Below are 23,061 nucleotides of genomic sequence, written 5' to 3'. Positions count from 1 at the left end.
AGCACACCGAACGAGCACGCGGCGGGCAGGCCGCCGTGCAAGCGAGTGGGGGAGAACCGTGTCGCTCTTGTCCGAAACCAGCAGCACCACCAGCAGCACCACCGGCGGCGCCGCGCCCGGCACCGAGCAGGCCCTGCGGCCGCACGCGGAGGACTCGTTCGCGGACGAGCTGGCCGCGCTCGCCGCCGCCGACGACCGCACCCGCCCGGCCCGGTGGAAGCTGTCCCCGTGGGCCGTCGCCACCTACCTGCTCGGCGGCACCCTCCCCGACGGCACCGTGATCACCCCGAAGTACGTCGGCCCGCGCCGTGTCGTCGAGGTCGCCGTCACCACCCTCGCCACCGACCGCGCGCTGCTCCTGCTCGGCGTGCCCGGAACCGCCAAGACCTGGGTCTCCGAACACCTCGCCGCCGCGATCAGCGGAGACTCCACCCTGCTGGTCCAGGGCACCGCGGGCACCCCCGAGGAGGCGATCCGCTACGGGTGGAACTACGCACAGCTGCTCACCCACGGCCCCACGCCCGCCGCCCTCGTGCACAGCCCGGTGATGCGCGCCATGGCCGAGGGCCGCATCGCCCGGATCGAGGAGCTGACCCGCATCCCGGCCGACGTGCAGGACACCCTCATCACGATCCTCTCCGAGAAGACGCTGCCCATACCGGAGTTGGGCACCGAGACCCAGGCCGTGCGCGGCTTCAACATGATCGCGACCGCCAACGACCGCGACCGCGGGGTCAATGAGCTCTCCAGCGCGCTGCGCCGCAGGTTCAACACCGTGGTGCTGCCGCTGCCGGCCACCGCGGAGGAGGAGGTGGACATCGTCTCCCGCCGCGTCGAGCAGCTCGGCCGGGGGCTGGACCTGCCCGCCGCCCCGCGCGGCGCCGACGAGATCCGCCGCGTGGTCACCGTCTTCCGCGAACTGCGCGGCGGCGTCACCGAGGACGGCCGCACCAAGGTCAAGTCGCCCTCCGGCACGCTCTCCACGGCCGAGGCGATCTCCGTGGTCACCGGCGGGCTCGCGCTCGCCGCCCACTTCGGCGACGGGGTGCTGCGCGCGGGCGACGTCGCCGCCGGCATCCTCGGGGCGGTGGTCCGCGACCCGGCCGCGGACCGCCAGGTCTGGCAGGAATACCTGGAGACGGTCGTCCGCGGGCGGGACGGCTGGAAGGACTTCTACCGGGCCTGCCGCGAGGTGTCGGCGTGACGGCCCCGGCCGGCGCGGCGATCGGGACGGACGCGAAGCCGCCCGGCGCCTCGCCCGATCCCTCGCCCGCGGCAGGGCCGGCGCCCCGTCGCGGCCGGTCCGCCCGCACCGCCGACGACGTGCTGCTGCTCGGGGTACGGCACCACGGCCCCGGTTCGGCCCGCGCGGTGCGGGCCGCGCTGGACGCCTACCGCCCGGAGGCCGTGCTGATCGAAGGGCCCCCGGAGGCCGACGCGTTGACCGCGCTGGCCGCCGACCCGGCGATGCGGCCGCCGGTCGCGTTGCTGGCCCATGTGACCGACGACCCGGCGCGCGCCGCGTTCTGGCCGTTCGCCGAGTTCTCCCCCGAGTGGGTGGCGATGCGGTGGGCGGCCGAGGCGGGCGCGGCCGTGCGGTTCATCGACCTGCCGGCCGCGCACACCCTCGCGATGCGCGCCCCCGAGCCGCCCAAGGACCCGGGCCCCGGCGAAGATCCCGGCCCGGGCCAGGGCGCAGCTCCGCACGGCAGCGCGGACACCGGCACGGACGCGGCACCCGACGGCAGCACGGACACCGGCGCGGACACGCTGTCCGCCGCCGAGCCGCCCGCCGCCGTACGGGTCGACCCGCTCGCCGTGCTCGCCGAGACCGCCGGGTACGACGACCCGGAGCGCTGGTGGGAGGACGCGGTGGAGCACCGGGACAGCGCGGACGGCGCCGACCCGCTGGCGCCGTTCGCCGCGGTCGCCGAGGCGATGACCGCGATCCGCGCCACGTACGGGGACGGCGGGGACGACCGCGACCCGTTGCGCGAGGCGCACATGCGGCTGCGGCTGCGCGAGGCCCGCCGGACCTACGCGCGCACCGCCGTGGTGTGCGGCGCCTGGCACGTCCCCGCGCTCGCCGGGCCCGCCACCGCCGCTGCCGACCGGCAACTGCTCAAGGGCCTGCCGAAGGCGAAGGTCGAGACCACCTGGGTGCCGTGGACCCACCGCAGGCTCGCCCGGGCCGGCGGTTACGGTGCGGGCATCGACTCCCCCGGCTGGTACCAGCACCTGTTCACCGCGCCCGACCGGCCCGTCACCCGGTGGATGACCAGGATCGCCGGCCTGCTGCGCGAGGAGGACCTGCCGGTCTCCTCCGCCCACGTCATCGAGTCGGTGCGGCTGGCCGACACGCTCGCCGCGATGCGCGGCCGCCCGCTGGCCGGCCTCGGTGAGACGGTCGACGCGGTGCGCGCGGTGATGTGCGACGGCTCCGAGGTGCCGCTCGCCCTCATCCACGACCGCCTCGTGGTCGGCGACGCGCTCGGCGAGGTCCCGCCGGACGCGCCCGCGGTGCCGCTCGCCCGCGACCTCGCCCGCGAGCAGCGCCGGCTGCGGCTCAAGCCCGAGGCGCTGGAACGCGAACTCGACCTCGACCTGCGCAAGGAGACCGACGCCGGCCGCAGCCGCCTGCTGCACCGGCTGCGCCTGCTCGGCATCGACTGGGGTGAGCCGGGCGGCGCGCGCGGCGGCAAGGGCACCTTCCGCGAGAGCTGGAAGCTGCGCTGGGAGCCGGAGTTGGCGATCCGCGTCGCCGAGGCGGGGATCTGGGGGACCACCGTCGAGGCCGCGGCCGGCACCCGCGCCCAGGAAGCAGCGGTCGCCGGGGCGACCCTCGCCGATGTCACCTCCACCGCCGAGCGGTGCCTGCTGGCGGGGCTGTCCGGCGCCCTGCCCACGGTCATGCGCGTACTCGCCGACCGCGCGGCCCTCGACGCCGATGTCGCCCACCTCGCCGCGGCCCTGCCCGCACTCGTCCGCGCGGTCCGGTACGGAGACGTCCGCGGCACCGACTCCGCCGCCCTCACCCGCGTCGCGGCCGGCCTCGCCGAACGCGTCCGCATCGGCTTCCCGCCGGCCTGCGCCAACCTCGACCGCGACGCCGCCACCGCGCTGCGCGCCCACCTGGACGAGGCGCACCGCGCTGTCGCCCTCCTCCCCGCGCCCGACACCGAGTCCCCCGACGCCGAGTCCCGCGGCGCCGAGCCGGACACCGTGCCCGCCGACGCGGCCCCCGACGTCGCCGGACTGCGGGAGCGCTGGGCCGGGATGCTCCGGACCCTCGCCGAACGGGACGAGTCGGTGCCGGGGCTGCTGCGGGGCGCCGCGGCGCGGCTGCTGCTCGACGAGGGCCGGCTGGAGGAAGGGGAGGCGGCGCGGCTGATGGGGCTGGCGCTGTCGCCGGGCACCGCACCGGCCGAGGCGGCCGGCTGGGTCGAGGGGTTCCTCGCCGGCGGCGGCATGCTCCTGCTGCACGACGAACGGCTGCTCGGGCTGGTGGACGGCTGGCTCGCCGGGGTACCGCAGGAGGCGTTCACGGACGTGCTGCCGCTGCTGCGGCGGACGTTCGCGGAGTTCGAACCGGGCGTGCGCCGCTCGGTGGGCGAACTGGTGCGGCGCGGACCGGCTGCCGCGCACCGGCCGCGGGCGGCGGGCTCCACCGGGGAGGCGGGCCTGCCCGGCTTCGGCGCGGAGTTGGACCGGGCCCGCGCGAACAGGGCGGCCAGGACCGTACGGCTGCTGCTCGGCCGCGGCGGCACCACCGGCCCGGCCGAACTCGATGAACCCGATGAACCCGATGAACTCGAAGCACCGGACGGAACAGGCGACGCGCAGGCGCCGGCGCAGCCGGCCACCCGACAGGGAGCACCCGCATGACCGACACGACCGCGCCCGTCGCCGCGCCCGCCACCGCGGCCCCCACCGGCACCGCCGGCACCGCCGACGCCGAGGAGCGGCTGCGCCGTTGGCGGCTCGTCCTCGGCGGCGGCCCGGCCGAGGGCACCGGCTGCGAGCTCAGCGGCCGCGACGCCGCGATGGACCGCACCCTCGGCGCGCTCTACGGGAGCGGCCGGCCCGGCCAGGGCGAGAGCGGGGGAGCCGAGCGCTCCGCCGGGCTCGGCGGTTCGGCGCCCCGGGTGGCCCGCTGGCTGGGCGACATCCGCACGTACTTCCCGAGTTCGGTGGTCTCGGTGATGCAGCGCGACGCGATCGACCGGCTCGGCCTGTCGGCGCTGCTGCTGGAGCCGGAGATGCTGGAGGCCGTCGAGGCGGACGTCCACCTGGTCGGCACCCTGCTCTCCCTGAACCGGGCGATGCCGGAGACCACCAAGGAGACCGCCCGCGCGGTGGTCCGCAAGGTGGTCGCCGACCTGGAGAAGCGGCTCGCGAGCCGGACCCGGGCCACCCTGACCGGCGCGCTGGACCGCTCGGCGAAGACGTGCCGGCCGCGCCACCGCGACATCGACTGGGACCGCACCATCCGCGCCAACCTCCGGCACTACCTGCCCGAACACGGCACCGTGGTGCCCGAACGGCTGGTCGGCCACGGCCGCGCGGACCAGGCGGTGAAGAAGGACGTCGTGCTGTGCATCGACCAGTCCGGCTCGATGGCCGCGTCCGTGGTGTTCGCCTCCGTGTTCGGCGCCGTCCTGGCGTCGATGCGCTCCATCGCCACCCGGCTGGTGGTCTTCGACACCGCCGTCGTCGACCTCACCGACGCGCTCGACGACCCCGTGGACGTGCTCTTCGGCACCCAGCTCGGCGGCGGCACCGACATCAACCGCGCCCTGGCGTACTGCCAGTCGTTGATCACCCGTCCGGCCGAAACCGTCGTGGTGCTGATCAGCGACCTGTACGAGGGCGGCATCCGCGACGAGATGCTGCGCCGGGTGGCCGCGATGAAGGCGTCCGGTGTGCAGTTCGTGGCGCTGCTCGCGCTGTCCGACGAGGGTGCGCCGGCCTACGACCGCGAGCACGCCGCGGCGCTCGCCGCCCTGGGCGCACCTGCGTTCGCCTGTACCCCCGACCTGTTCCCGGAGATCATGGCCGCCGCGATAGAGAAGCGCCCGTTGCCCATACCCGAGCCCTGACCGGCGGCCCGCCTGTGCCCGCCGGCGCCCGTCGGTGCGCGCCCGTACGCGTCCGTACGCGCCGGTGCCCGGACCGTGCCCGGGCGGGCCCGGACGTGCCCGGAACGGTCAGCTCCGGGCATGCCCCGCCCGACCGTTCGGCCCGCTCGTCCCGGGCTGCCCGGGCCCGCCCGGTCCGCGGAAAGTTGTGACCGTTCTCACCGCGTCCATGTGAGGCACGATTTAGGACGCCACGGCCCGCGGCGATAACCTGCAAGACGGACATGCCGCGTACTCGGTCACCGTGTGCGCTTCCCTTGTGACTGCGCACAGTCGCCCTGCCCGTTGCGGCACGCCCAGCCGATCAGGCGGCGCTGCACTTTTGGCGGCAGCCGCCTGCGAGACGCTGAATTCCGGGCGATGCCCGAGGAATCCAGAAGACCAAAAGGGAGACGGACGCGCGTGGACCTGTTCGAGTACCAGGCGAGGGACCTCTTCGCCAAGCACGGTGTACCGGTGCTGGCCGGTGAAGTCATCGACACGCCTGAGGCGGCGCGCGAGGTGGCGGAGCGGCTGGGCGGCCGGGCGGTCGTCAAGGCACAAGTCAAGGTCGGCGGCCGCGGCAAGGCCGGCGGTGTGAAGCTCGCCGCCGACCCGGCCGACGCGGTGGCGAAGGCCGAAGCGATCCTCGGCATGGACATCAAGGGCCACACGGTCCACAAGGTCATGCTCGCCCAGACCGCGGACATCAAGGAGGAGTACTACGTCTCCTTCCTGCTCGACCGCACCAACCGCACCTTCCTCGCCATGGCGTCCGTCGAGGGCGGTGTCGAGATCGAGGTCGTCGCCGAGGAGAACCCCGACGCGCTGGCGAAGGTCGCGGTGGACGCGCTGGAGGGCGTGACCCCGGAGAAGGCCGCCGAGATCGTGGCCGCCGCGAAGTTCCCCGCCGACATCGCCGACCAGGTCGCGGACGTGCTCCAGCAGCTGTGGACCGTCTTCGTCAAGGAAGACGCCCTGCTGGTCGAGGTCAACCCGCTGGTGAAGACCGGCGAGGGCAGGATCGTCGCGCTCGACGGCAAGGTCTCGCTCGACGAGAACGCCGCCTTCCGGCAGCCCGAGCACGAGGCGCTGGAGGACAAGGCCGCCGCCAACCCGCTGGAGGCCGCCGCCAAGGCCAAGGGCCTGAACTACGTCAAGCTCGACGGCCAGGTCGGCATCATCGGCAACGGCGCGGGCCTGGTCATGTCCACCCTGGACGTCGTCGCGTACGCCGGCGAGGAGTTCGGCGGTGTGAAGCCCGCCAACTTCCTCGACATCGGCGGCGGCGCCTCCGCCGAGGTGATGGCGAACGGCCTGGAGATCATCCTCGGCGACCCGGACGTCAAGTCCGTCTTCGTCAACGTCTTCGGTGGCATCACCGCCTGCGACGAGGTCGCCAACGGCATCGTGCAGGCCCTGGAACTGCTCGCCTCCAAGGGCGAGGAGGTCACCAAGCCGCTGGTGGTCCGCCTGGACGGCAACAACGCGGAGCTGGGTCGCAAGATCCTCTCGGACGCCGACCACCCGCTGGTGCAGCGCGTCGACACGATGGACGGTGCGGCCGCCAAGGCCGCCGAGCTGGCTGCGAAGTAAGGGAAGAGGACTCAAGACACCATGGCTATCTTCCTGACCAAGGACAGCAAGGTCATCGTCCAGGGCATGACCGGCGCGACCGGCATGAAGCACACCACCCTGATGCTGGGCGACGGCACCAACATCGTCGGCGGCGTCAACCCGCGCAAGGCCGGCACCACCGTCACCTTCGAGCAGGGTGACGTCCCGGTCTTCGGCTCCGTCAAGGAGGCCATGGAGGCCACCGGCGCGGACGTCACCGTGATCTTCGTACCGGAGAAGTTCACCAAGAGCGCGGTCGTCGAGGCGATCGAGGCCGAGATCCCGCTCGCGGTCGTGATCACCGAGGGCGTGGCCGTCCACGACACCGCCTCGTTCTGGGCGCTCGCCCAGGCCAAGGGCAACAAGACCCGGATCATCGGCCCGAACTGCCCCGGCCTGATCACCCCCGGCCAGTCGAACGCGGGCATCATCCCCGGCGACATCACCAAGCCGGGCCGGATCGGCCTGGTCTCCAAGTCGGGCACGCTGACCTACCAGATGATGTACGAGCTGCGCGACATCGGTTTCTCGTCCGCGGTCGGCATCGGCGGCGACCCGATCATCGGCACCACGCACATCGACGCGCTCGCCGCCTTCGAGGCCGACCCCGACACCGACCTGATCGTCATGATCGGCGAGATCGGCGGCGACGCCGAGGAGCGGGCCGCGGCCTTCATCGAGAAGAACGTGACCAAGCCGGTCGTCGGCTACGTCGCGGGCTTCACCGCGCCCGAGGGCAAGACCATGGGCCACGCCGGCGCCATCGTCTCCGGCTCCTCCGGCACCGCGCAGGCGAAGAAGGAGGCCCTGGAGGCCGCGGGCGTCAAGGTCGGCAAGACGCCGTCCGAGACCGCGCGGCTGGCCCGGGCGATCCTGGCGGGCTGACCCCGCCCGACCGCACGACCCGGCTCAGCGGCCGGTGGCGGCGCGGGTCCGCTCCCCGGAAGGGAGCGGGCCCGCGCCGCTGTGCTGTACGGCGCCGGGCGCGGTGGTTGCCAGATCGGTGCTCGGGGCGGGTGCGGTCGCGGTCGCCGTCGGCCCCGACCGCCCGGCCGGGCGCGGCGCCTGGTGGTCCGGGGTGACGATCACCGCGACCGTGGTGACTGCGGCGATCACCGCGGTCAGCGCGTACGCGCCGACGGTACGGTGCCGGGTCGCGCGCTCGCTCGCGGCCCGCACACCGGCCGGCCGTCCGGCCGGCACCGGCGGTTCGGGGGAGGCGACCCCGGGGGCGCCATCCGCGCCGGTGCGATCATCTGACGTGGTCTCAGTTCGGGGGCGCTCGTCGAGCAGCGCCCCCAGCCGCTCCGGCAGCACCTCCTCGGCGAGGTCCGGCACCGCCTCCGTCAGCGCCGCGCGCGCCGCGACGATCCGCGCCGCGGCCGCCGTCTCGCTCGCCTCCGCCTCCGCTGCCGCCGCCGGCAGTGCGAGCCCGAGGCCGTCGTGGAGCAGCACCGCCGTGCGCTGCCGCGGCGGAAGCGCGAGCAGGGCCGCGGCCAGCGCGTCGTCGGGGGTACACGGCTGCGGCCGGTGCCCGCCCGCCCACTCCGGCACCCACCGCTGCCAGGGCGCGAGCGCGTGCTCGTACACGGCCGCGCGCAGCCAGCCCACCGGGTCGCTGTCCCGCGCGACCTCCGGCCATCGCTGCCAGGCCAGTTCGTACGCGTACGCCACCGACTTCCGCGCCTGGTCCGGGTCGCCGGTGAGCAGTTCCGCCTGGCGCGCCAGGGCGCCCGCGGCGTGCCGGTAGAGGGCGTCGAACGCGTCCGCGGGCGAGGCGTCACCGGAAAGCCCGAGGTCGCAGGTGGCGGCCGGGGCCGGCGGGTGGGGCGCGAGGGAGAAGATGTCGGGCGGGTCGTCGTCGGGATCGGTGCCGCCGAGCGGGTAGGCGGCCGGCTCGGCGGGGTGCGGTTCCGACGGTGCGTCAGGTACGGGGGCGGGGGCGACGATGTCGGGTCCGCCGGTGCCGAGCCCGCGGGTGGCTGGGGCCAAGGTGACGGGCGCGGGCGCTGCCTCGGGTGCGGGGGCGGCGGTCGCGGTCGGCGCGCCGATGGCGGTCGGCGCCGTGGCCGCCACCAGGACCAGCGCCTCCAGGGGCGGGCGCGCGGCCGTTTCGGCGCCGGCGCGCGGGCGGGTGGCGCCGTTCGCCGGGCGGGCGGGGCGGTCGCTGCCGCCCGCCGCTCCCTTCCGGTGCGTCCGCCGGGCCGAGCCGCGGCCGGCCGCCGCCCCGCCACGGCCCGCGGCAGAACCGCCGCGCCCCGCCGCCGAACCGCCGCGCCCCGCCGCCGAACCGCCGCGCCCCGCAGCCGAATCGCCGCCGCCGACCGCGGTGGTGCCCTGGATGCCATTCCGCTTCTGGGCCGCCGCCTGCTTGCGGGCCTTGCGCCGTGACGTCATCGGACCGCCCCTCGGCGGGCGGTACCTACCGTAATGCTGGCGTTCGTCCGCTGACATGACAGTCCGAAAAAATGACACATAGCACTCATCCTCGCCGACACGTCGACTTTTCGCCTTCTCCCCGGGCGAAACGGGTGTTCCTGCCACCATGGGTGGCCGTGACGCAGACGAGCGAGCCGCTGACCGCTTCCGCTTCCGTATCCGCCCTGCCCCCGCGGTGGGCCGCGCTGCGGGTGTCCGCGCTGGCCGCGGGCGCGTCCGCCGCCGGGCTAGGGCTCGGCGGGATCGCCGCCGTCGTGCTGCTGCTGTGGATCGGCTCGCCGTTCCCCGACACCAGCCTCGGCGGCGCGCTGCATGTGAGCGCCGACCTCTGGCTGCTCGCGCAGGGCGCGGGCCTGGTGCGCACCGCCACGCTCTCCGGCGACCCGTCACCCGTCGCCGTGGCGCCGCTGCTGCTCAGCGCGGTGCCCGCGTGGCTGCTCTTCCGCGGTACGGCCTCGGCGGTGGCCGCCGCCGTCGACGGCAAGGACGCCGACGATGCCGCCGACGCCAGCCACCCCGACCACGCTGACCAGGCCGACCACGCCGACCGGTCCGCCGGCGCCTCCGACCCCGCGGACCGCCTGACCGGCCGGGCCCGGGTGCGGGCCGCCGCCGCGGTGACCGGGTGGGTGCTCGCCGGGTACCTCACCCTCGCCGCGGTCGCGGCCGTCTACGCCACCGGCGGCTCCGTGCACGTCGCCCCGCTGACCACGCCCTACGTCCTGCTCTTCGCCGGCGCCGCGGCGAGCTGCGGGGCGTGGTCCGGCTGCGGGCGGCCGGGGCCCGAACTGCTGCCGCTCGACCGCTTCCGCGCCGGGCGCGGCACGTACCGGCTGCACCGCGGCCACGCCGAGGAGGCCGGCGCGGCGGTGCGGGCCGCGGCCGGCGCGGTCGCGCTGCTGGTGGGCGGCGGCGCCCTCATCGGCGCGGCCGCGCTGATCTGCCACATGGGTGCGGTCGGGCAGACCTACCAGCAGCTCAGCGCCTCGCTGGTGGGGCGGGTCTCGGTGCTGCTCCTCGCCGTCGGCCTGGTGCCCAACCTCGCGGTCTGGGCCGCCTCCTACGCGCTCGGCACCGGCTTCGCGGTCGGCGCGGGCAGCGCGGTCGCCCCGGCGGGCGCCTCCGGCTACGTCCTGCTGCCCGGTTTCCCGCTGCTGGCCGCGCTGCCGCACACCGGTACGTCCTGGGCCGGCTGGAGCACCCTCGCGCTGCCCGTGCTGGCCGCACTCGGAGTGGCCTGGTTCGTCGGCAACGACGCCTGGCCGGTGTGGAGTACGGTCCGCGTCACCTTCGGAGCCGCGCTGGCGCTGGGCGCCGGGTTCGCGGTGCTCGCCGCCTGGTCGGGCGGTCCGCTCGGGCCGCACCGGCTCGCGGACTTCGGGCCGCGCTGGTGGCTGGCGGGGGCCGCGGCAGCCGGATGGACGCTGGTGATCGCGCTGCCGGGTGCGCTGCTGCTGCGCTACCACGTCGCCCACCCGCCGCACCCGTGGCGGTCGTTGGTCGGCGGGCTGCGCCTGCCCAAGCTGCGGGTGCCCCGGCCGCGGATGCCCGAGGTGGCCTGGGCGCGGCTGCGCAGGTCGGGCAGCACCACGGCGGCGAACGGCGACCCCGCCGCCGCGCCACCCCCGCCCGTGCCGCTGCCGAAACCGGCTTCCGCCGAGCCGACCGCTCCGGCCGCCTTCCCCCCGCCGCTCCCCGGGCTCGCCCCGGCCCCCCTGCCGATGTTCCCGCCCCCACTGCCCGACCTACCCCCCACCGCACCCCCGCCACCCCCGGAATCGCCCAGCGACTGACCGCGCAACGGCCCCGCCGCCTACCCGCCGCCGCTGCCCGACCTACGGACCGCAGTCGCCAGCGGGGCCGGGCCGATCGGTCGGGGAAGGTCCCGCCGTACCCACGGCCGCCGCCCGGCTGGGCGCGGTCGAGGGCGAGGTTCCGCAAGGCCCGCGGTTGTCGCCCCCGGCGGGGCCTCGGGGAGGTCAGTCGCGGAGGGCGGGGAGGCTGCGGAGGGGGGAGGGGAGAAGCTTCTGGCAGGAGTGCGAGGCAGGCGCGGTGAGGGCGTCGGCCTTGCAGTCGTAGTAGTCGCGGTAGGCGATCTGGAACCCGTACGTGGTGCCGACGATCGCGAGGGCGAGCGCGCTGGTGATGATGCCGGTCCAGGCCGCGGTGAGGAAGGAGCGCTGGGCGTCCGGGCCGGGCGCGGGGGGCGCCGGGCGCGGGCTCTGGGTGGCGTCGGCGAGCGCGGAGGCGGCCTGCGCGCGGGCCTTGGCGCGGTCCTCGGGCGACATCCGCAGCGCGCTGACGCCCCAGTAGAGGGCGAGCGCGCCGAGCAGCAGGCCCAGCGGGGTCCAGCCGAGCAGCGAGAAGATCAGGCCCCAGCCGCCGCAGACCAGGGCGTACCGCGAGCGGCGCTGCGCCGGGTCGGTCGGGTCGAAGCGCGGGCCCTGGCCCTGGGGGCCGGTCGGCCCGGGCTGCTCGGGGCGCCGGGCGAACGGGTCCGGCCGACCGGACTGCGGCTGGCGGCTGCTCCACTGGTGGCCCCACGCCTGGGGTGCGCCGTGCGGGGGCGGCGGGGTGCCCTGCGGCCCGTCGCCGGAACCGGAACCGGAACCGTTGCCATCGGCCCCGTTGGAGCCGTCGCCCCCCGAACTCCCGCTGCCGGAGCCGGAACCCGCGCCGGAACCCGCGCCCTCACCCGAGCCGGTGCCGCCCTCCTGCCGCCCGCTGCTGCCGGCCGGACGGCCAGGCTGCCGCGGCTGCCACGGGCGGTCCGGCGCACCCTCGGGCGGCGGCGCGAACGGGTTGTCCCGCTGATCGCCACCAGGCGCGCGCAGCGCGAGTTCAATGCGGCCGCTGCTCATGATGTGATGCGCCATCCCCTTGGGCTCGACTCCTGTCGCGTACGTGTTCTCCCCCAGACGCTACCGCCCGGACGCTCCCCCGTCCCGTGGGGGCCGCCCGGAGTGCCGGTATCGTTGCTGACGACCGGCGCGCTCGTAGGGTCGCCCCAAAACGAGCGGCCCCGGTCTCATAGAAACATCCAAGCCGCCCGAAACACAGCCGCCCAGGTCCCCGTTCGCGGGATTCCCGCACGCCCGAGAGAGGCCCCGTCCGTGGCCGCCCGCACTCCCGCCCGTCTCGTCGTCCTCGTCTCCGGTTCCGGCACCAACCTCCAGGCCCTGCTCGACGCCATCGAGGCCGACCCCGGCTACGGCGCCCGGATCGTCGCCGTGGGCGCGGACCGCGACGGCACCGTCGGACTCGAGCGGGCCGAGCGGGCCGGGCTGCCCACCTTCACGGTGCGGCTGCGGGACCACGCCGACCGGGACGGCTGGGACGCCGCGCTCACCGAGGCGACGGCCGCCCACGACCCGGACCTGGTGGTCTCGGCCGGCTTCATGAAGATCGTCGGCGCGCGGTTCCTGGCCCGGTTCGGCGGCCGGATCGTCAACACGCACCCGGCGCTGCTGCCCAGTTTCCCCGGGGCGCACGGCGTGCGCGACGCCCTGGCGTACGGCGCCAAGGTCACCGGGTGCACCGTCCACTTCGTCGACGACGGCGTCGACACCGGCCCGGTCATCGCCCAGGGCGTGGTCGAGGTCCGGCCGGACGACACGGAGGACGCGCTCCACGAGCGCATCAAGGAAGTCGAGCGACGTCTGCTCGTCGACGTGGTGGGACGTCTGTCGCGCGACGGGTACCGCATCGAGGGACGAAAGGTTTTGATTCCGGCATGAGCGCCACTCCCCAGGACACCGCGCAGGACAGCCCCCGGGCGAACGGAACGCAGCGGCCGGTGCGCCGCGCGCTGATCAGCGTCTACGACAAGACCGGCCTGGAGGAGCTGGCCCGGGGCCTGCACGCGGCCGGGGTCGAACTGGTGTCGACCGGCTCGACGGCGGGGCGGATCGCCGCGGCCGGCGTGCCCGTCACCAAGGTCGAGGAGCTGACCGGCTTCCCCGAGTGCCTTGACGGCCGGGTGAAGACCCTGCACCCGCGGGTGCACGCCGGCATCCTCGCCGACCTGCGGCTCGAGGACCACCGCCGGCAGCTCGACGAGTTGGGCGTCAAGCCGTTCGAGCTGGTCGTGGTGAACCTCTACCCCTTCCGCGAGACCGTCGCGTCGGGCGCGAGCGCGGACGAGTGCGTCGAGCAGATCGACATCGGCGGCCCGTCCATGGTCCGCGCCGCCGCCAAGAACCACCCCTCGGTCGCGGTCGTCACCAGCCCGGCCCGGTACGACGAGGTGCTCGCCGCGGTCGCCGACGGCGGTTTCGACCTCGCCACCCGCAAGCAGCTCGCCGCCGAGGCGTTCCAGCACACCGCCGCGTACGACGTGGCCGTGGCGTCCTGGTTCCTCGACGGCTACAGCGCCGACGAGGAGTTCCCCGCGTTCACCGGCGCCACGTACACCCGGCTGGACACCCTGCGCTACGGCGAGAACCCGCACCAGGGCGCGGCGATCTACACCGACGGCTCCGGCACCGGTCTGGCCGGCGCGGAGCAGCTGCACGGCAAGGCGATGTCGTACAACAACTACGTCGACACCGAGGCGGCCCGCCGCGCCGCCTATGACCACGACGGCGTCTGCGTGGCGATCATCAAGCACGCCAACCCGTGCGGGATCGCGGTCGGCGCGGACGTCGCCGAGGCGCACCGCAGGGCCCACGCCTGCGACCCGGTCTCCGCGTACGGCGGCGTCATCGCGGTCAACCGCCCGGTGTCCGTGGCGATGGCCGAGCAGGTCGCGGAGATCTTCACCGAGGTGATCGTGGCCCCGGCGTACGACGAGGGCGCGGTGGAGGTGCTGGCCCGCAAGAAGAACATCCGCGTGCTGCGCTGCGCCGACGCGCCGGCGGCCGTCACGGAGTACCGCCCGATCGAGGGCGGCGTGCTGGTCCAGGTCAAGGACCGGCTCCAGGCGGAGGGCGACGACCCGGCGACCTGGACGCTGGCGACCGGCGAGGCGCTGGGCGCGGACGAGCTGGCGGACCTGGCGTTCGCGTGGCGGGCCTGCCGCGCGGTCAAGTCCAACGCGATCCTGCTGGCGAAGGACGGGGCGACCGTCGGGGTCGGGATGGGGCAGGTCAACCGGGTGGATTCCGCGCGGCTGGCGGTGGAGCGGGCCGGGGCGGAGCGCGCGGCGGGGTCGTACGCGGCGTCCGACGCGTTCTTTCCTTTCGCGGACGGGCTGGAGGTGCTGACGGCCGCGGGCGTCAAGGCCGTGGTGCAGCCCGGTGGGTCGATCCGGGACGAGGCCGTGGTGGAGGCTGCGGCGAAGGCCGGGGTCACCATGTACTTCACGGGGACGCGGCACTTCTTCCACTGACCTCGCGGGGGCGGTGCCCCTGACCCCCCGGGGTGGGTGGTCCTGCCGGTTCCGGGACCACCTGCCGGTGGGGGGCTCGTCGCGCAGTTCCTCGCGCCCCCGGGTTCGCTCGGGTGCGTCCTCGGGGGTTGCGGGGGGATGGCTCTTGCACTGGCGGGGGTGGGGGCCTGACGATGTGCGCGCACGCATCGTCCCCTGCTGCCGCAAGGAATCCGCCCGTGAGTCAGTTTCCTGGGTCCGCCGGCCCGTATGGTGATCCGCTTCCGCCCGGGTACGCGTATCCGGCGGTGGGGAACCGGCCACTGGGCATGCCGCCGCCGGCGGGGTGGGGCGCGCGGCTGGGCGCGATGGTGCTCGACGGGCTGATGTTCAACCTGATACCGACGGGCCTGTTCCTGGCGGGGTACGGGCGGTTCGCGGCGAAGGTGGCCGACGCGTGGAACGCGTGCGACGACCGGGGCATCGAGCGGTCGCAGTGCCCCACGCCGTCGGTGCCGACGAGTTCGGGGCTGCTGATCCTCGTCGGCGCCGTGCTGTCGCTGGCGGCTTTCCTGTTCCTGGCCTACCGCGAGGGGAAGACCGGGCAGACCCCGGGCAAGCGGATCGTGGGCATCCGGCTGCTGCGGTTGGCGGACGGCTCGGCGCTCGGCTTCGGCCGGGCCGTGGGGCGCCGCGTCCTGCACGCGGTGGACGCCCTCCCGTGCTTCCTCGGCTTCCTGTGGCCGCTGTGGGACGAACTGCACCAGACCTGGGCCGACAAGATGGTCCGCACGGTCACCATCCGCGACGCGAGCTGACGGGGAAGCCGCGGCCCGGGGCGGTACGGGACCGGTACGGGGCCGGTTCGCGCGCGGATTGGTCCGCTGCCGGGCAGATCCGCGAGTATGGAGCCATGACCGCCCAGATTCTCGATGGCAAGGCCACGGCCGCCGCGATCAAGTCGGAGTTGACCTCCCGGGTCCAAGCGCTCAGGGAGCGCGGTGTCGAGCCCGGCCTCGGCACCCTGCTGGTCGGCGACGACCCGGGCAGCAAGTGGTACGTCGCGGGCAAGCACCGCGACTGCGCGCAGGTGGGCATCGGCTCCATCCAGCGCGAACTGCCGGACACCGCCACGCAGGAGGAGATCGAGGCGGTCGTCCGCGAGCTGAACGAGGACCCCGCCTGCACCGGCTACATCGTGCAGTTGCCGTTGCCCGAGGGCATCGACGCCAACCGGGTGCTGGAGCTGGTGGACCCGGACAAGGACGCGGACGGGCTGCACCCGACGAGCCTGGGCCGGCTGGTGCTCGGCGTCCCGGGGCCGCTGCCCTGCACGCCCCACGGCATCGTGGAGCTGCTGCGGCGGCACGGGGTCGGGATCGACGGCGCGGACGTGGTGGTGGTCGGCCGCGGCATCACCGTCGGCCGGTCGATCGGGCTGCTGCTGACCCGCAAGTCGGAGAACGCCACGGTGACGCTGTGCCACACCGGCACCCGGGACCTGGCGGCGCACCTGCGGCAGGCGGACATCGTGGTGGCCGCGGCGGGCGTGCCGCACATCATCAAGCCGGAGGACGTCAAGCCGGGTGCGGCGGTGCTCGACGTCGGTGTCAGCCGGGACGAGCACGGCAAGATCGTCGGCGACGTCCATCCTGGGGTGGCCGAGGTCGCGGCGTGGCTGTCGCCGAACCCGGGCGGCGTCGGGCCGATGACCCGCGCGCTGCTGCTTCAGAACGTCGTGGAGGCGGCCGAGCGGACGGTGGCGGGCCATGTCGGTTGAGGCGGCGGGCGGACCCGCGGACATCCCCGACGGCACCGTGCGCGCCGCGTCCCAGGACCCGGGCGGGCGGCCCGAGGGCACCCGGGGCGTCGCCCGGCCCGAGGGCGGCGGCCGGGCGGCCGGCGGGGACGCGCCCGCGCCGGTCCGGCAGTGGCCGATCATCGCGGTGATCGCCGGGGCGGCCATCGGTCTCATCGTCACCGCGGCCGGGCAGTTCCGGGCGGGCACCATCCTGATCGGCGCGGCGCTGCTGCTCGGCGCCGGGCTGCGCTGGGCGGTCACCGCCGTGGGCATGCTCGCGGTGCGCAGCCGGTTCACCGACGTGATCACCTACGGGATACTCGGCGCGGCGATCATCCTGCTCGGGCTCATGGCCCAGCCGGACCCCCTGATCCGCATCCCGTTCCTGGAGGACATCATTCACTTCTCCGTCCGCTGACGAAGACGCTGACGGGACGCGGACGGGACGCTGACGGGACACGGACCTGACGCGGACTTGGCGCCGGCGGTACGCCCCGCCCGCGCCGCCGCGCGGCCCCCGGCCGCGCCTGTCACCGGATCGGGTGACTGGTGCCACAGGAGGCCGCGTGATGGGCGCGGGCGGCGCGCGATAGCCTGGCGACTGGCTCTCTTGACGCCGAGAGATCCACGTTCGGGGCCGCTCGGGCCGCTGCCGGGGCGACCGAGTACCCGCCAGTACCACCCGCAGCACCACCCGAAGCAGAAGGCCAGGAGAAGGCAATGACTCGCACTCCCGTCAACGTCACCGTCACCGGAGCGGCCGGCCAGATCGGCTACGCGCTCCTCTTCCGTATCGCCTCGGGCCACCTGCTCGGCGCGGACGTGCCGGTGAGGCTCCGGCTGCTGGAGATCCCGCAGGGCCTCAAGGCGGCCGAGGGCACCGCCATGGAGCTGGACGACGCGGCCTTCCCGCTGCTGCGCGGCATCGACATCACCGACGACCCGAACGTGGCTTTCGACGGCGCCAACGTGGCGCTGCTGGTCGGCGCCCGCCCCCGCACCAAGGGCATGGAGCGCGGCGACCTGCTGGAGGCCAACGGCGGCATCTTCAAGCCGCAGGGCAAGGCGATCAACGACCACGCCGCCGACGACATCAAGGTCCTGGTCGTGGGCAACCCGGCCAACACCAACGCGCTGATCGCGAAGTCCGCGGCCCCCGACGTCCCCGCCGACCGCTTCACCGCGATGACCCGGCTGGACCACAACCGGGCGGTCGGCCAGCTGGCGAAGAAGACCGGTGCCGCCGTCGCCGACATCAAGCGCGTCACCATCTGGGGCAACCACTCCGCCACCCAGTACCCGGACGTCTTCCACGCGGAGATCGCCGGCAAGAACGCCGCCGAGGTGATCGGTGACGAGCAGTGGCTCGCCGACACCTTCATCCCGACCGTCGCCAAGCGCGGCGCGGCCATCATCGAGGCCCGCGGCGCCTCCTCCGCCGCCTCGGCCGCCTCGGCCGCCCTGGACCACGTCCACACCTGGGTCAACGGCACCGCCGAGGGCGACTGGACCTCCATGGGCATCGTCTCCGACGGCTCCTACGGCGTCCCGGCCGGGCTGATCTCCTCCTTCCCGGTCACCACGAAGAACGGCACGTACGAGATCGTCCAGGGCCTGGACATCAACGACTTCTCCCGCCCGCGCATCGACGCGTCGGTGCAGGAGCTGACGGAGGAGCGCGACGCGGTCCGCGCCCTCGGCCTGATCTGAGCCCTGCCGCTCCGGACGGCCCCGCCCTCACCCCGGTGAGCGGCGGGGCCGTCCGCGTACGGGGCCGTTCGCGCCTACGGGCTCCGGTCCCGGGGTCAGCCGCAGGACTCCGCCAGCACCGCGCACAGCCGCTCCAGCGCCCCGGCGAAGGCGTGGTCGGGCGGGGTGGCGTACCCGATCACCAAGGCCGGGCGGTCGGCGCGGGCGCCCAGCAGGTCCAACCCGCCCAGTGCCAGCCCCCGTTGCCGGGCCCGCTCGGTCAGCACGGCCGACGGGGCGGCGCCCGGCGGCAGTTCGACGACGGCGTGCAGCCCGGCGGCGATACCCGAGACCCGTACCGAAGGCACCCGCTCGGCGAGCGCGGCCACCAGCCGGTCCCGGCGGTCCCGGTAGCGCAGCCGCATCCGCCGCACGTGGCGGTCGTGGGCGCCGGAGCCGATGAACTCCGCCAGCGTCAACTGGTCGAGCACCGGCGAGTGGTGGTCGGCGAGCCGCTTCTCCCGCACCACCGCGTCCAGCAGGTCCGGCGGCACCGCGATCCACGCCAGCCGCAGCCCCGGCGCCAGGCTCTTGCTCGCGGTCCCCGCGTACACGACGTGCTCGGGCGCCAACCCCTGTAGGGCGCCGACGGGTTGGCGGTCGTACCGGAACTCGCCGTCGTAGTCGTCCTCCAGGACCACTCCGCCGGTGGCGCGGGCCCAGTCCACCACCGCGGTGCGGCGCGCGGGGGAGAGCGGTACGCCGGTCGGGAACTGGTGCGCCGGGGTGAGCAGCACCGCGTCCGCCGTGCCGTCGAGCCCTTCCACCCGGGCGCCGTCGCCGTCCAGCGGCAGCGGCACCGTCGCCAGGCCGCCTGCCCGCAGCAGCGTACGGGTGTCGGGGAAGCCCAGCTCCTCCACGGCGATCCGGCGCCCGCCGCGGTCCCGCAGCACCCGGGCGAGCAGGCCGACCGCCTGGACGAAGCCGGTGCAGACCACCAGCAGCTCCGGATCGGCCCGCACCCCGCGCACCCGGGCGAGATACGCCGCCAGCGCCGCCCGCAGCTCGGGCCGCCCGCGCGGGTCGGAGTAGCCGAACGCCTCGCTCGGCGCCGCGGTGAGCGCCCGGCGGGCGGCGGCGCCCCACGCGGCCCGGGGGAAGGCGGAGACGTCGGGGGAGCCGGGCCACAGCGAGTACGGCAGCCGCACCGCGTCCGGCACCGCGGCGGGCCTGCCGGCCGGCCCTGTCGCCGTACGCGCCGCCGTCCGCTCAGTCTGTCCTGTCCGCTGCGCCTGCTCCGCCGCGGTCTGGCGCGCCGCGACCGCCGTGCCCGAGCCCTGCCGCGCGGTCAGCCAGCCCTCCGCCACGAGCTGGCTGTACGCCTCCGCGACCGTGTTCCGGGCCAGGCCCAGGTCCCGGGCGAGGGCCCGGCTCGACGGCAGCCGGGTGCCCGCGCCGAGCCGCCCGTCCCGCACCGCCTCCCGCAGCGCCGCCTCCAGGCCCGCCCGGGCGCCCGCGCCCCGCTGCCGCTGGGCGGCGAGGTCGATCAGCAGGTCGTAGCCGCCGGCCCGGCCCGGCTCGCCCGAAGTGGCCCTTGCGTTCACAGGTCAAGTGGACCACGGGACGGGGCCACTTCGCGGCTACGTTGAAGGCATGAGCACTTCCGAGCCGACCGCCTCTGCCCCGACCGACAACCCGACCGGCACCCCGACCGGCCACCCGGCCCCCGCCGGTGACGCCACCGTGCCCGCCCCGCCGCGCCGGATCGACCTGAACGCCGCCGCGCCCGACTTCTACCGGGCCATGATCAGCCTGGACAAGGCCGCGACCGCCGGGCTCGACCCGGTCGTCCGCGAACTGGTGCGGGTACGCGTCTCGCAGCTCAACGGCTGCGCGTACTGCGTGGACGAGCACAGCGCCGCCGCCCGCGCGCTCGGCATCACCGAGCAGAAGCTCACCGGGCTGACGGTGTGGCGGGAGACCCCGTTCTTCACCGCCCGCGAACGCGCCGCCCTCGAACTGGCCGAGGCCGTCACCGCGCTCGGCCCGCACGGCGTCGCCGACGCCGCCTACGACAGCGCCGCCGCGCTCTTCGACGGCACCGAACTGCCCCGGCTGATCGCCCTGTGCGTGACGATGAACGCCTGGAACCGGATCGGCGTCACCTGCCGGCTCAGCCCCCGGACCCGAGCGTGACCCCTTCCGGGCGGGTGCTGCCGGCGGCCTCCGCCGGCGGGCCGCCCTCCCCGTAGCGGGCCAGCGCCAGCGCGCCGGCCACCGCCAGTACGAAACCGGCCGCGGCCGCGGGCGCCCAGCCGTCCCGGGTGCGGTCGTGCAGTGCCAGCACCCCGACCAGCGCGGGGCCGACCGTCTCGCCCAGCACCATCCCCGCGGTGGCCGCGGTGACCGAGCCCTGGTGCAGCGCCGAGGTCAGCAGCAGGAATGCGGCCCCGCCGCCGACCAGCAGGGCGTACGACGCCGGGTTCGCCGCCAGCGCCTTCGGCGTGACCGGGTCCAGCAGCCTGACCGCGACCTCGACGACTCCGAAGCCCAGGCCCGCGCCCAGGCCGAGCAGCGCGGCCCGCGCCCGCCGCGGCAGCCGTGCCGCGGGCACCGTGCCCAGCGCCAGTACGGCCAGCGCCGCCGCCAGAGTGCCCCAGCGCAGCGCGCCCCCGCCGTGGCCGGGGCCCTCCCCGCCCGAGGCCAGCGCCAGCAGGGCGAGCCCGCCGCACACGGTGGCCACCCCGGCCCACTCCCCGCGGGCGAGCCGCGCGCCCAGCAGCGGGGCGGCGAGTACCGCGGTGACCGCCAGGCTCGCGGCCAGCGCCGCGCCCACCGTGTAGACCGGCAGCGCGCGCAGCGCGACGACTTCCAGCACGAAGCCGGCGCCGTCCAGGGCCAGGCCCGCGAGGTACGGGGCCTGGCGGAGCGCCGCCACGAGGAGGCCCGCCGCGCCGCCGCCCCGCGCTGACCGCGCGGCCTTCGCCTGGAGGGTGGTGGCCGCGCCGAAACACAACGCGGCGCCGAGCGCCGCCAGCAGTCCGGTCAGCATCTGCCGATGTTATCGGGGGCGCCCCTGACCCCCCGGGTTGCCCGGTTCTGTCGGCTCCGGGACCACCTGCCGGTGGGGGCTGGTCGCGCCGTTCCCCGCGCCCCTGGATACGTGCGGGCCTCAGGCGACGGGGCGGGGGATGCGGGAGGGTTGGGTGGCCGCGGAGGTGTGCTGGTGGGGGAGCGGGGGGAGGGGCTCGGTGCCGAAGGGGTAGACGCGCAGTTGGCGCCAGACGTCGTCGCGGCCCTGTTCGTAGAGGGCGAAGCCGGAGGCGGTCCAGTCGGCGGTGAAGTCCGCGAGGGCGGCCTGGGCGCGGTCCATGGCGTCGTCGGAGATGCCGTGGGCCACGGTGACGTGCGGGTGGTACGGGAACTGGAGCTCGCGGGCGACGGGGCCGGAGCGGACCTGCTCCTGGAGGGCGCCGCAGTCCGTACCGCCCTCGGCGATGCGCAGGTACACCACGGGCGAGACGGGCCGGAAGGTCGCGGTGCCGTCGAGCCGCATGGTGAACGGCCGCCCGTCCGCGGCGACCCGGGCGAGGTGCCGGCCGAAGCGGGGCAGCTCCTCGCGGGCGAGCTCGGTGGGCGGCAGGAGCGTCACATGCGTGGGGATCGCGTGGGCCGCGGGGTCGCCGAACCCGGCCCGCAGGTCCTGCAACAGCCGTCCGTACGGCTCCGGGACCGCGATGGACACGCCGATGGTGGTGGTACCCACTGCGTTCACCTCTCCCCGGGTCGCCGCTCCGCCGCAGGGCCCCGCGGCCGGCCGCCCGCGTGCTCCTGCTGTGTGCTGCTTGTGCCCTGCTCGGTCGTCCTGCTCAGTGTCGCGCGCACGCGGACGAACCGGACCGCGACGTACGTCACAGCCCGATCCGACTACTGTCACAGCCGCGGGACGGCCGCGGCGTCAGTGCTTCGCCGGGAGGAAGCCGATCCGGTCGTACGCCAGCGCCAGCGTCTCGGCGGCGACGGTCCGGGCCTTCTCGGCTCCCTTGGCCAGAACGGAGTCCAACGTCTCGGGGTCCCCCAGGTACTCCTGCGTGCGCTCACGGAACGGTGTGACCCACGCCACGAAGATCTCCGCGAGGTCGGTCTTGAGCGCACCGTAGCCCTTGCCCGCGTATTGCTCCTCCAGTTCGGCGATTCCGGTGCCAGTGAGGGCGGAGTGAATCCTGAGCAGGTTGCTGATGCCCGGCTTCTCCGTTTCGTCGTACCGGATGACCGTGTCGGTGTCGGTGACCGCGCTGCGGAACTTCTTCGCCGACGCCTTCGGCTCGTCGAGCAGGTTGACCAGACCCTTGGCCGAGGCCGCGGACTTGCTCATCTTCGCCGCCGGGTCCTGGAGGTCGTAGATCTTCGCCACCTCGCGCACGATGTGCGCCGCGGGCAGGTTGAAGGTCTCGCCGTACCGCCCGTTGAACCGCTCGGCCAGGTCGCGGGTCAGCTCGATGTGCTGCCGCTGGTCCTCGCCGACCGGCACCGCGTCGGCCTGGTAGAGCAGGATGTCGGCGACCTGGAGGATCGGGTACGTGAAGAGGCCGACGGTGGTGCTGTCGGCGCCCTGCCGGGCGGACTTGTCCTTGAACTGCGTCATCCGGGACGCCTCGCCGAAGCCGGTGATGCAGTTCATCAGCCAGCCGAGCTGCGCGTGCTCGGGCACGTGGCTCTGCACGAAGAGCGTGCAGCGGTCCGGGTCCAGGCCCGCGGCCAGCAGCTGCGCGGCGGCCAGCCGGGTGTTGGCGCGCAGCGTCGCCGGGTCCTGCGGCACGGTGATCGCGTGCAGGTCCACGACCATGTAGAAGGCGTCGTGGGTCTCCTGCATCGAGACGTACTGCCGGATCGCACCCAGGTAGTTGCCGAGGTGGAAGGAGCTGGCAGTGGGCTGGATGCCGGACAGGGCACGAGGTCGCAGGTTGGCCATACCCCCATTCTCTCAGGCCGCGGACCTGCTCCCACACCCCTGAGCGCCGCCCGCCGGGGCGCGCCGCGCGGGCCGGCCCGGGGGCGCGGTCGGGGGAGTTTCCACCGGGACCGCCGTG

19 protein-coding genes are annotated in these 23,061 nt (G+C 75.2%); 13 read left to right on the top strand and 6 right to left on the bottom strand.

The window, feature by feature from the left end; genetic code table 11:
• Positions 1-67 precede the first annotated feature (67 nt).
• The 5 genes from WA788_RS16900 to sucD all read left to right on the top strand — a co-directional run bounded on the left by WA788_RS16900 (position 68) and on the right by sucD (position 7,619).
• The gene (locus tag WA788_RS16900; protein ID WP_335978144.1) at positions 68-1,204 is read left to right on the top strand and encodes an ATP-binding protein; all 1,137 of its coding nucleotides are present in this window, start codon (positions 68-70) and stop codon (positions 1,202-1,204) included.
• A gap of 122 nt (positions 1,205-1,326) precedes the next feature.
• Positions 1,327-3,885 (top strand): DUF5682 family protein, encoded by a 2,559-nt coding sequence (locus tag WA788_RS16895; protein ID WP_335978524.1) that lies wholly within the window; start codon positions 1,327-1,329, stop codon positions 3,883-3,885.
• Positions 3,882-5,099, top strand: coding sequence for a VWA domain-containing protein (locus tag WA788_RS16890; RefSeq protein WP_335978143.1), 1,218 nt, complete (start codon positions 3,882-3,884; stop codon positions 5,097-5,099). The genes WA788_RS16895 and WA788_RS16890 overlap by 4 nt, the downstream gene beginning before the upstream one ends.
• Positions 5,100-5,540: 441 nt before the next feature.
• Positions 5,541-6,713, top strand: coding sequence for an ADP-forming succinate--CoA ligase subunit beta (gene sucC, locus WA788_RS16885; protein ID WP_335978141.1), 1,173 nt, complete (start codon positions 5,541-5,543; stop codon positions 6,711-6,713).
• Between the two features lie 21 nt (positions 6,714-6,734).
• Entirely contained in the window at positions 6,735-7,619 is an 885-nt protein-coding gene (sucD, locus tag WA788_RS16880; RefSeq protein WP_335978139.1) for a succinate--CoA ligase subunit alpha, read from the top strand.
• 24 nt (positions 7,620-7,643) lie between these two features.
• Here the strand turns inward: sucD and WA788_RS16875 are convergent, their stop codons facing one another.
• The gene (locus WA788_RS16875) at positions 7,644-9,131 is read right to left on the bottom strand and encodes a sigma factor-like helix-turn-helix DNA-binding protein (protein WP_335978138.1); all 1,488 of its coding nucleotides are present in this window, start codon (positions 9,129-9,131) and stop codon (positions 7,644-7,646) included.
• A 158-nt stretch (positions 9,132-9,289) separates the two neighbouring features.
• Here WA788_RS16875 and WA788_RS16870 point away from each other — a divergent pair, with 158 nt between their 5' ends.
• Entirely contained in the window at positions 9,290-10,966 is a 1,677-nt protein-coding gene (locus WA788_RS16870) for a cell division protein PerM (RefSeq protein WP_335978136.1), read from the top strand.
• A 186-nt stretch (positions 10,967-11,152) separates the two neighbouring features.
• On the opposite strand, the gene WA788_RS16865 is transcribed toward WA788_RS16870, so the two are convergent.
• Entirely contained in the window at positions 11,153-12,049 is an 897-nt protein-coding gene (locus WA788_RS16865; protein WP_335978134.1) for a hypothetical protein, read from the bottom strand.
• A 207-nt stretch (positions 12,050-12,256) separates the two neighbouring features.
• Here WA788_RS16865 and purN point away from each other — a divergent pair, with 207 nt between their 5' ends.
• The 6 genes from purN (at position 12,257) to WA788_RS16835 (ending at position 17,992) form a co-directional block, all read left to right on the top strand.
• Positions 12,257-12,910 carry a phosphoribosylglycinamide formyltransferase gene (purN, locus tag WA788_RS16860; RefSeq protein WP_335978522.1) on the top strand — a complete coding sequence of 218 codons (654 nt, stop codon included), beginning with the start codon at positions 12,257-12,259 and terminating at the stop codon, positions 12,908-12,910.
• The gene (gene purH, locus WA788_RS16855) at positions 12,907-14,502 is read left to right on the top strand and encodes a bifunctional phosphoribosylaminoimidazolecarboxamide formyltransferase/IMP cyclohydrolase (protein ID WP_335978132.1); all 1,596 of its coding nucleotides are present in this window, start codon (positions 12,907-12,909) and stop codon (positions 14,500-14,502) included. The genes purN and purH overlap by 4 nt, the downstream gene beginning before the upstream one ends.
• A gap of 287 nt (positions 14,503-14,789) precedes the next feature.
• Positions 14,790-15,299 carry an RDD family protein gene (locus tag WA788_RS16850; RefSeq protein WP_335978130.1) on the top strand — a complete coding sequence of 170 codons (510 nt, stop codon included), beginning with the start codon at positions 14,790-14,792 and terminating at the stop codon, positions 15,297-15,299.
• Positions 15,300-15,394: 95 nt separating this feature from the next.
• Positions 15,395-16,261, top strand: a complete 867-nt coding sequence (locus tag WA788_RS16845; protein ID WP_335978128.1) for a bifunctional methylenetetrahydrofolate dehydrogenase/methenyltetrahydrofolate cyclohydrolase — start codon at positions 15,395-15,397, stop codon at positions 16,259-16,261.
• Positions 16,251-16,700, top strand: coding sequence for a DUF3017 domain-containing protein (locus tag WA788_RS16840; protein WP_335978126.1), 450 nt, complete (start codon positions 16,251-16,253; stop codon positions 16,698-16,700). The genes WA788_RS16845 and WA788_RS16840 overlap by 11 nt, the downstream gene beginning before the upstream one ends.
• Positions 16,701-17,002: 302 nt before the next feature.
• Positions 17,003-17,992: a malate dehydrogenase gene (locus WA788_RS16835; protein WP_335978124.1), complete on the top strand. Its 990-nt coding sequence runs from the start codon at positions 17,003-17,005 to the stop codon at positions 17,990-17,992.
• A 95-nt stretch (positions 17,993-18,087) separates the two neighbouring features.
• On the opposite strand, the gene pdxR is transcribed toward WA788_RS16835, so the two are convergent.
• Positions 18,088-19,575 (bottom strand): MocR-like pyridoxine biosynthesis transcription factor PdxR, encoded by a 1,488-nt coding sequence (pdxR, locus tag WA788_RS16830; RefSeq protein ID WP_443034050.1) that lies wholly within the window; start codon positions 19,573-19,575, stop codon positions 18,088-18,090.
• A gap of 49 nt (positions 19,576-19,624) precedes the next feature.
• On the opposite strand from pdxR, the gene WA788_RS16825 reads away from it, so the two are divergent.
• The gene (locus tag WA788_RS16825) at positions 19,625-20,167 is read left to right on the top strand and encodes a carboxymuconolactone decarboxylase family protein (RefSeq protein WP_335978122.1); all 543 of its coding nucleotides are present in this window, start codon (positions 19,625-19,627) and stop codon (positions 20,165-20,167) included.
• Here WA788_RS16825 and WA788_RS16820 read toward each other — a convergent pair.
• From WA788_RS16820 to trpS, 3 genes are all read right to left on the bottom strand, one after another.
• On the bottom strand, positions 20,145-21,023 hold the full coding sequence (locus WA788_RS16820; protein ID WP_335978120.1) for a hypothetical protein: 879 nt from the start codon (positions 21,021-21,023) through the stop codon (positions 20,145-20,147). The two genes, WA788_RS16825 and WA788_RS16820, sit on opposite strands and share 23 nt — an antisense overlap.
• 120 nt (positions 21,024-21,143) lie before the next feature.
• Positions 21,144-21,737, bottom strand: a complete 594-nt coding sequence (locus WA788_RS16815; protein WP_335978118.1) for a 2'-5' RNA ligase family protein — start codon at positions 21,735-21,737, stop codon at positions 21,144-21,146.
• A 192-nt stretch (positions 21,738-21,929) separates the two neighbouring features.
• The gene (gene trpS, locus WA788_RS16810; protein WP_335978116.1) at positions 21,930-22,943 is read right to left on the bottom strand and encodes a tryptophan--tRNA ligase; all 1,014 of its coding nucleotides are present in this window, start codon (positions 22,941-22,943) and stop codon (positions 21,930-21,932) included.
• Positions 22,944-23,061 lie beyond the last annotated feature (118 nt).

Origin of the sequence: Streptomyces sp. CA2R106 (assembly GCF_037034245.1) — a bacterium.
Lineage (GTDB): Bacteria > Actinomycetota > Actinomycetes > Streptomycetales > Streptomycetaceae > Actinacidiphila.
The sequence above is the reverse complement of the archived record's forward strand: the minus strand, read 5'-3'. Positions and strand labels throughout refer to the sequence as shown.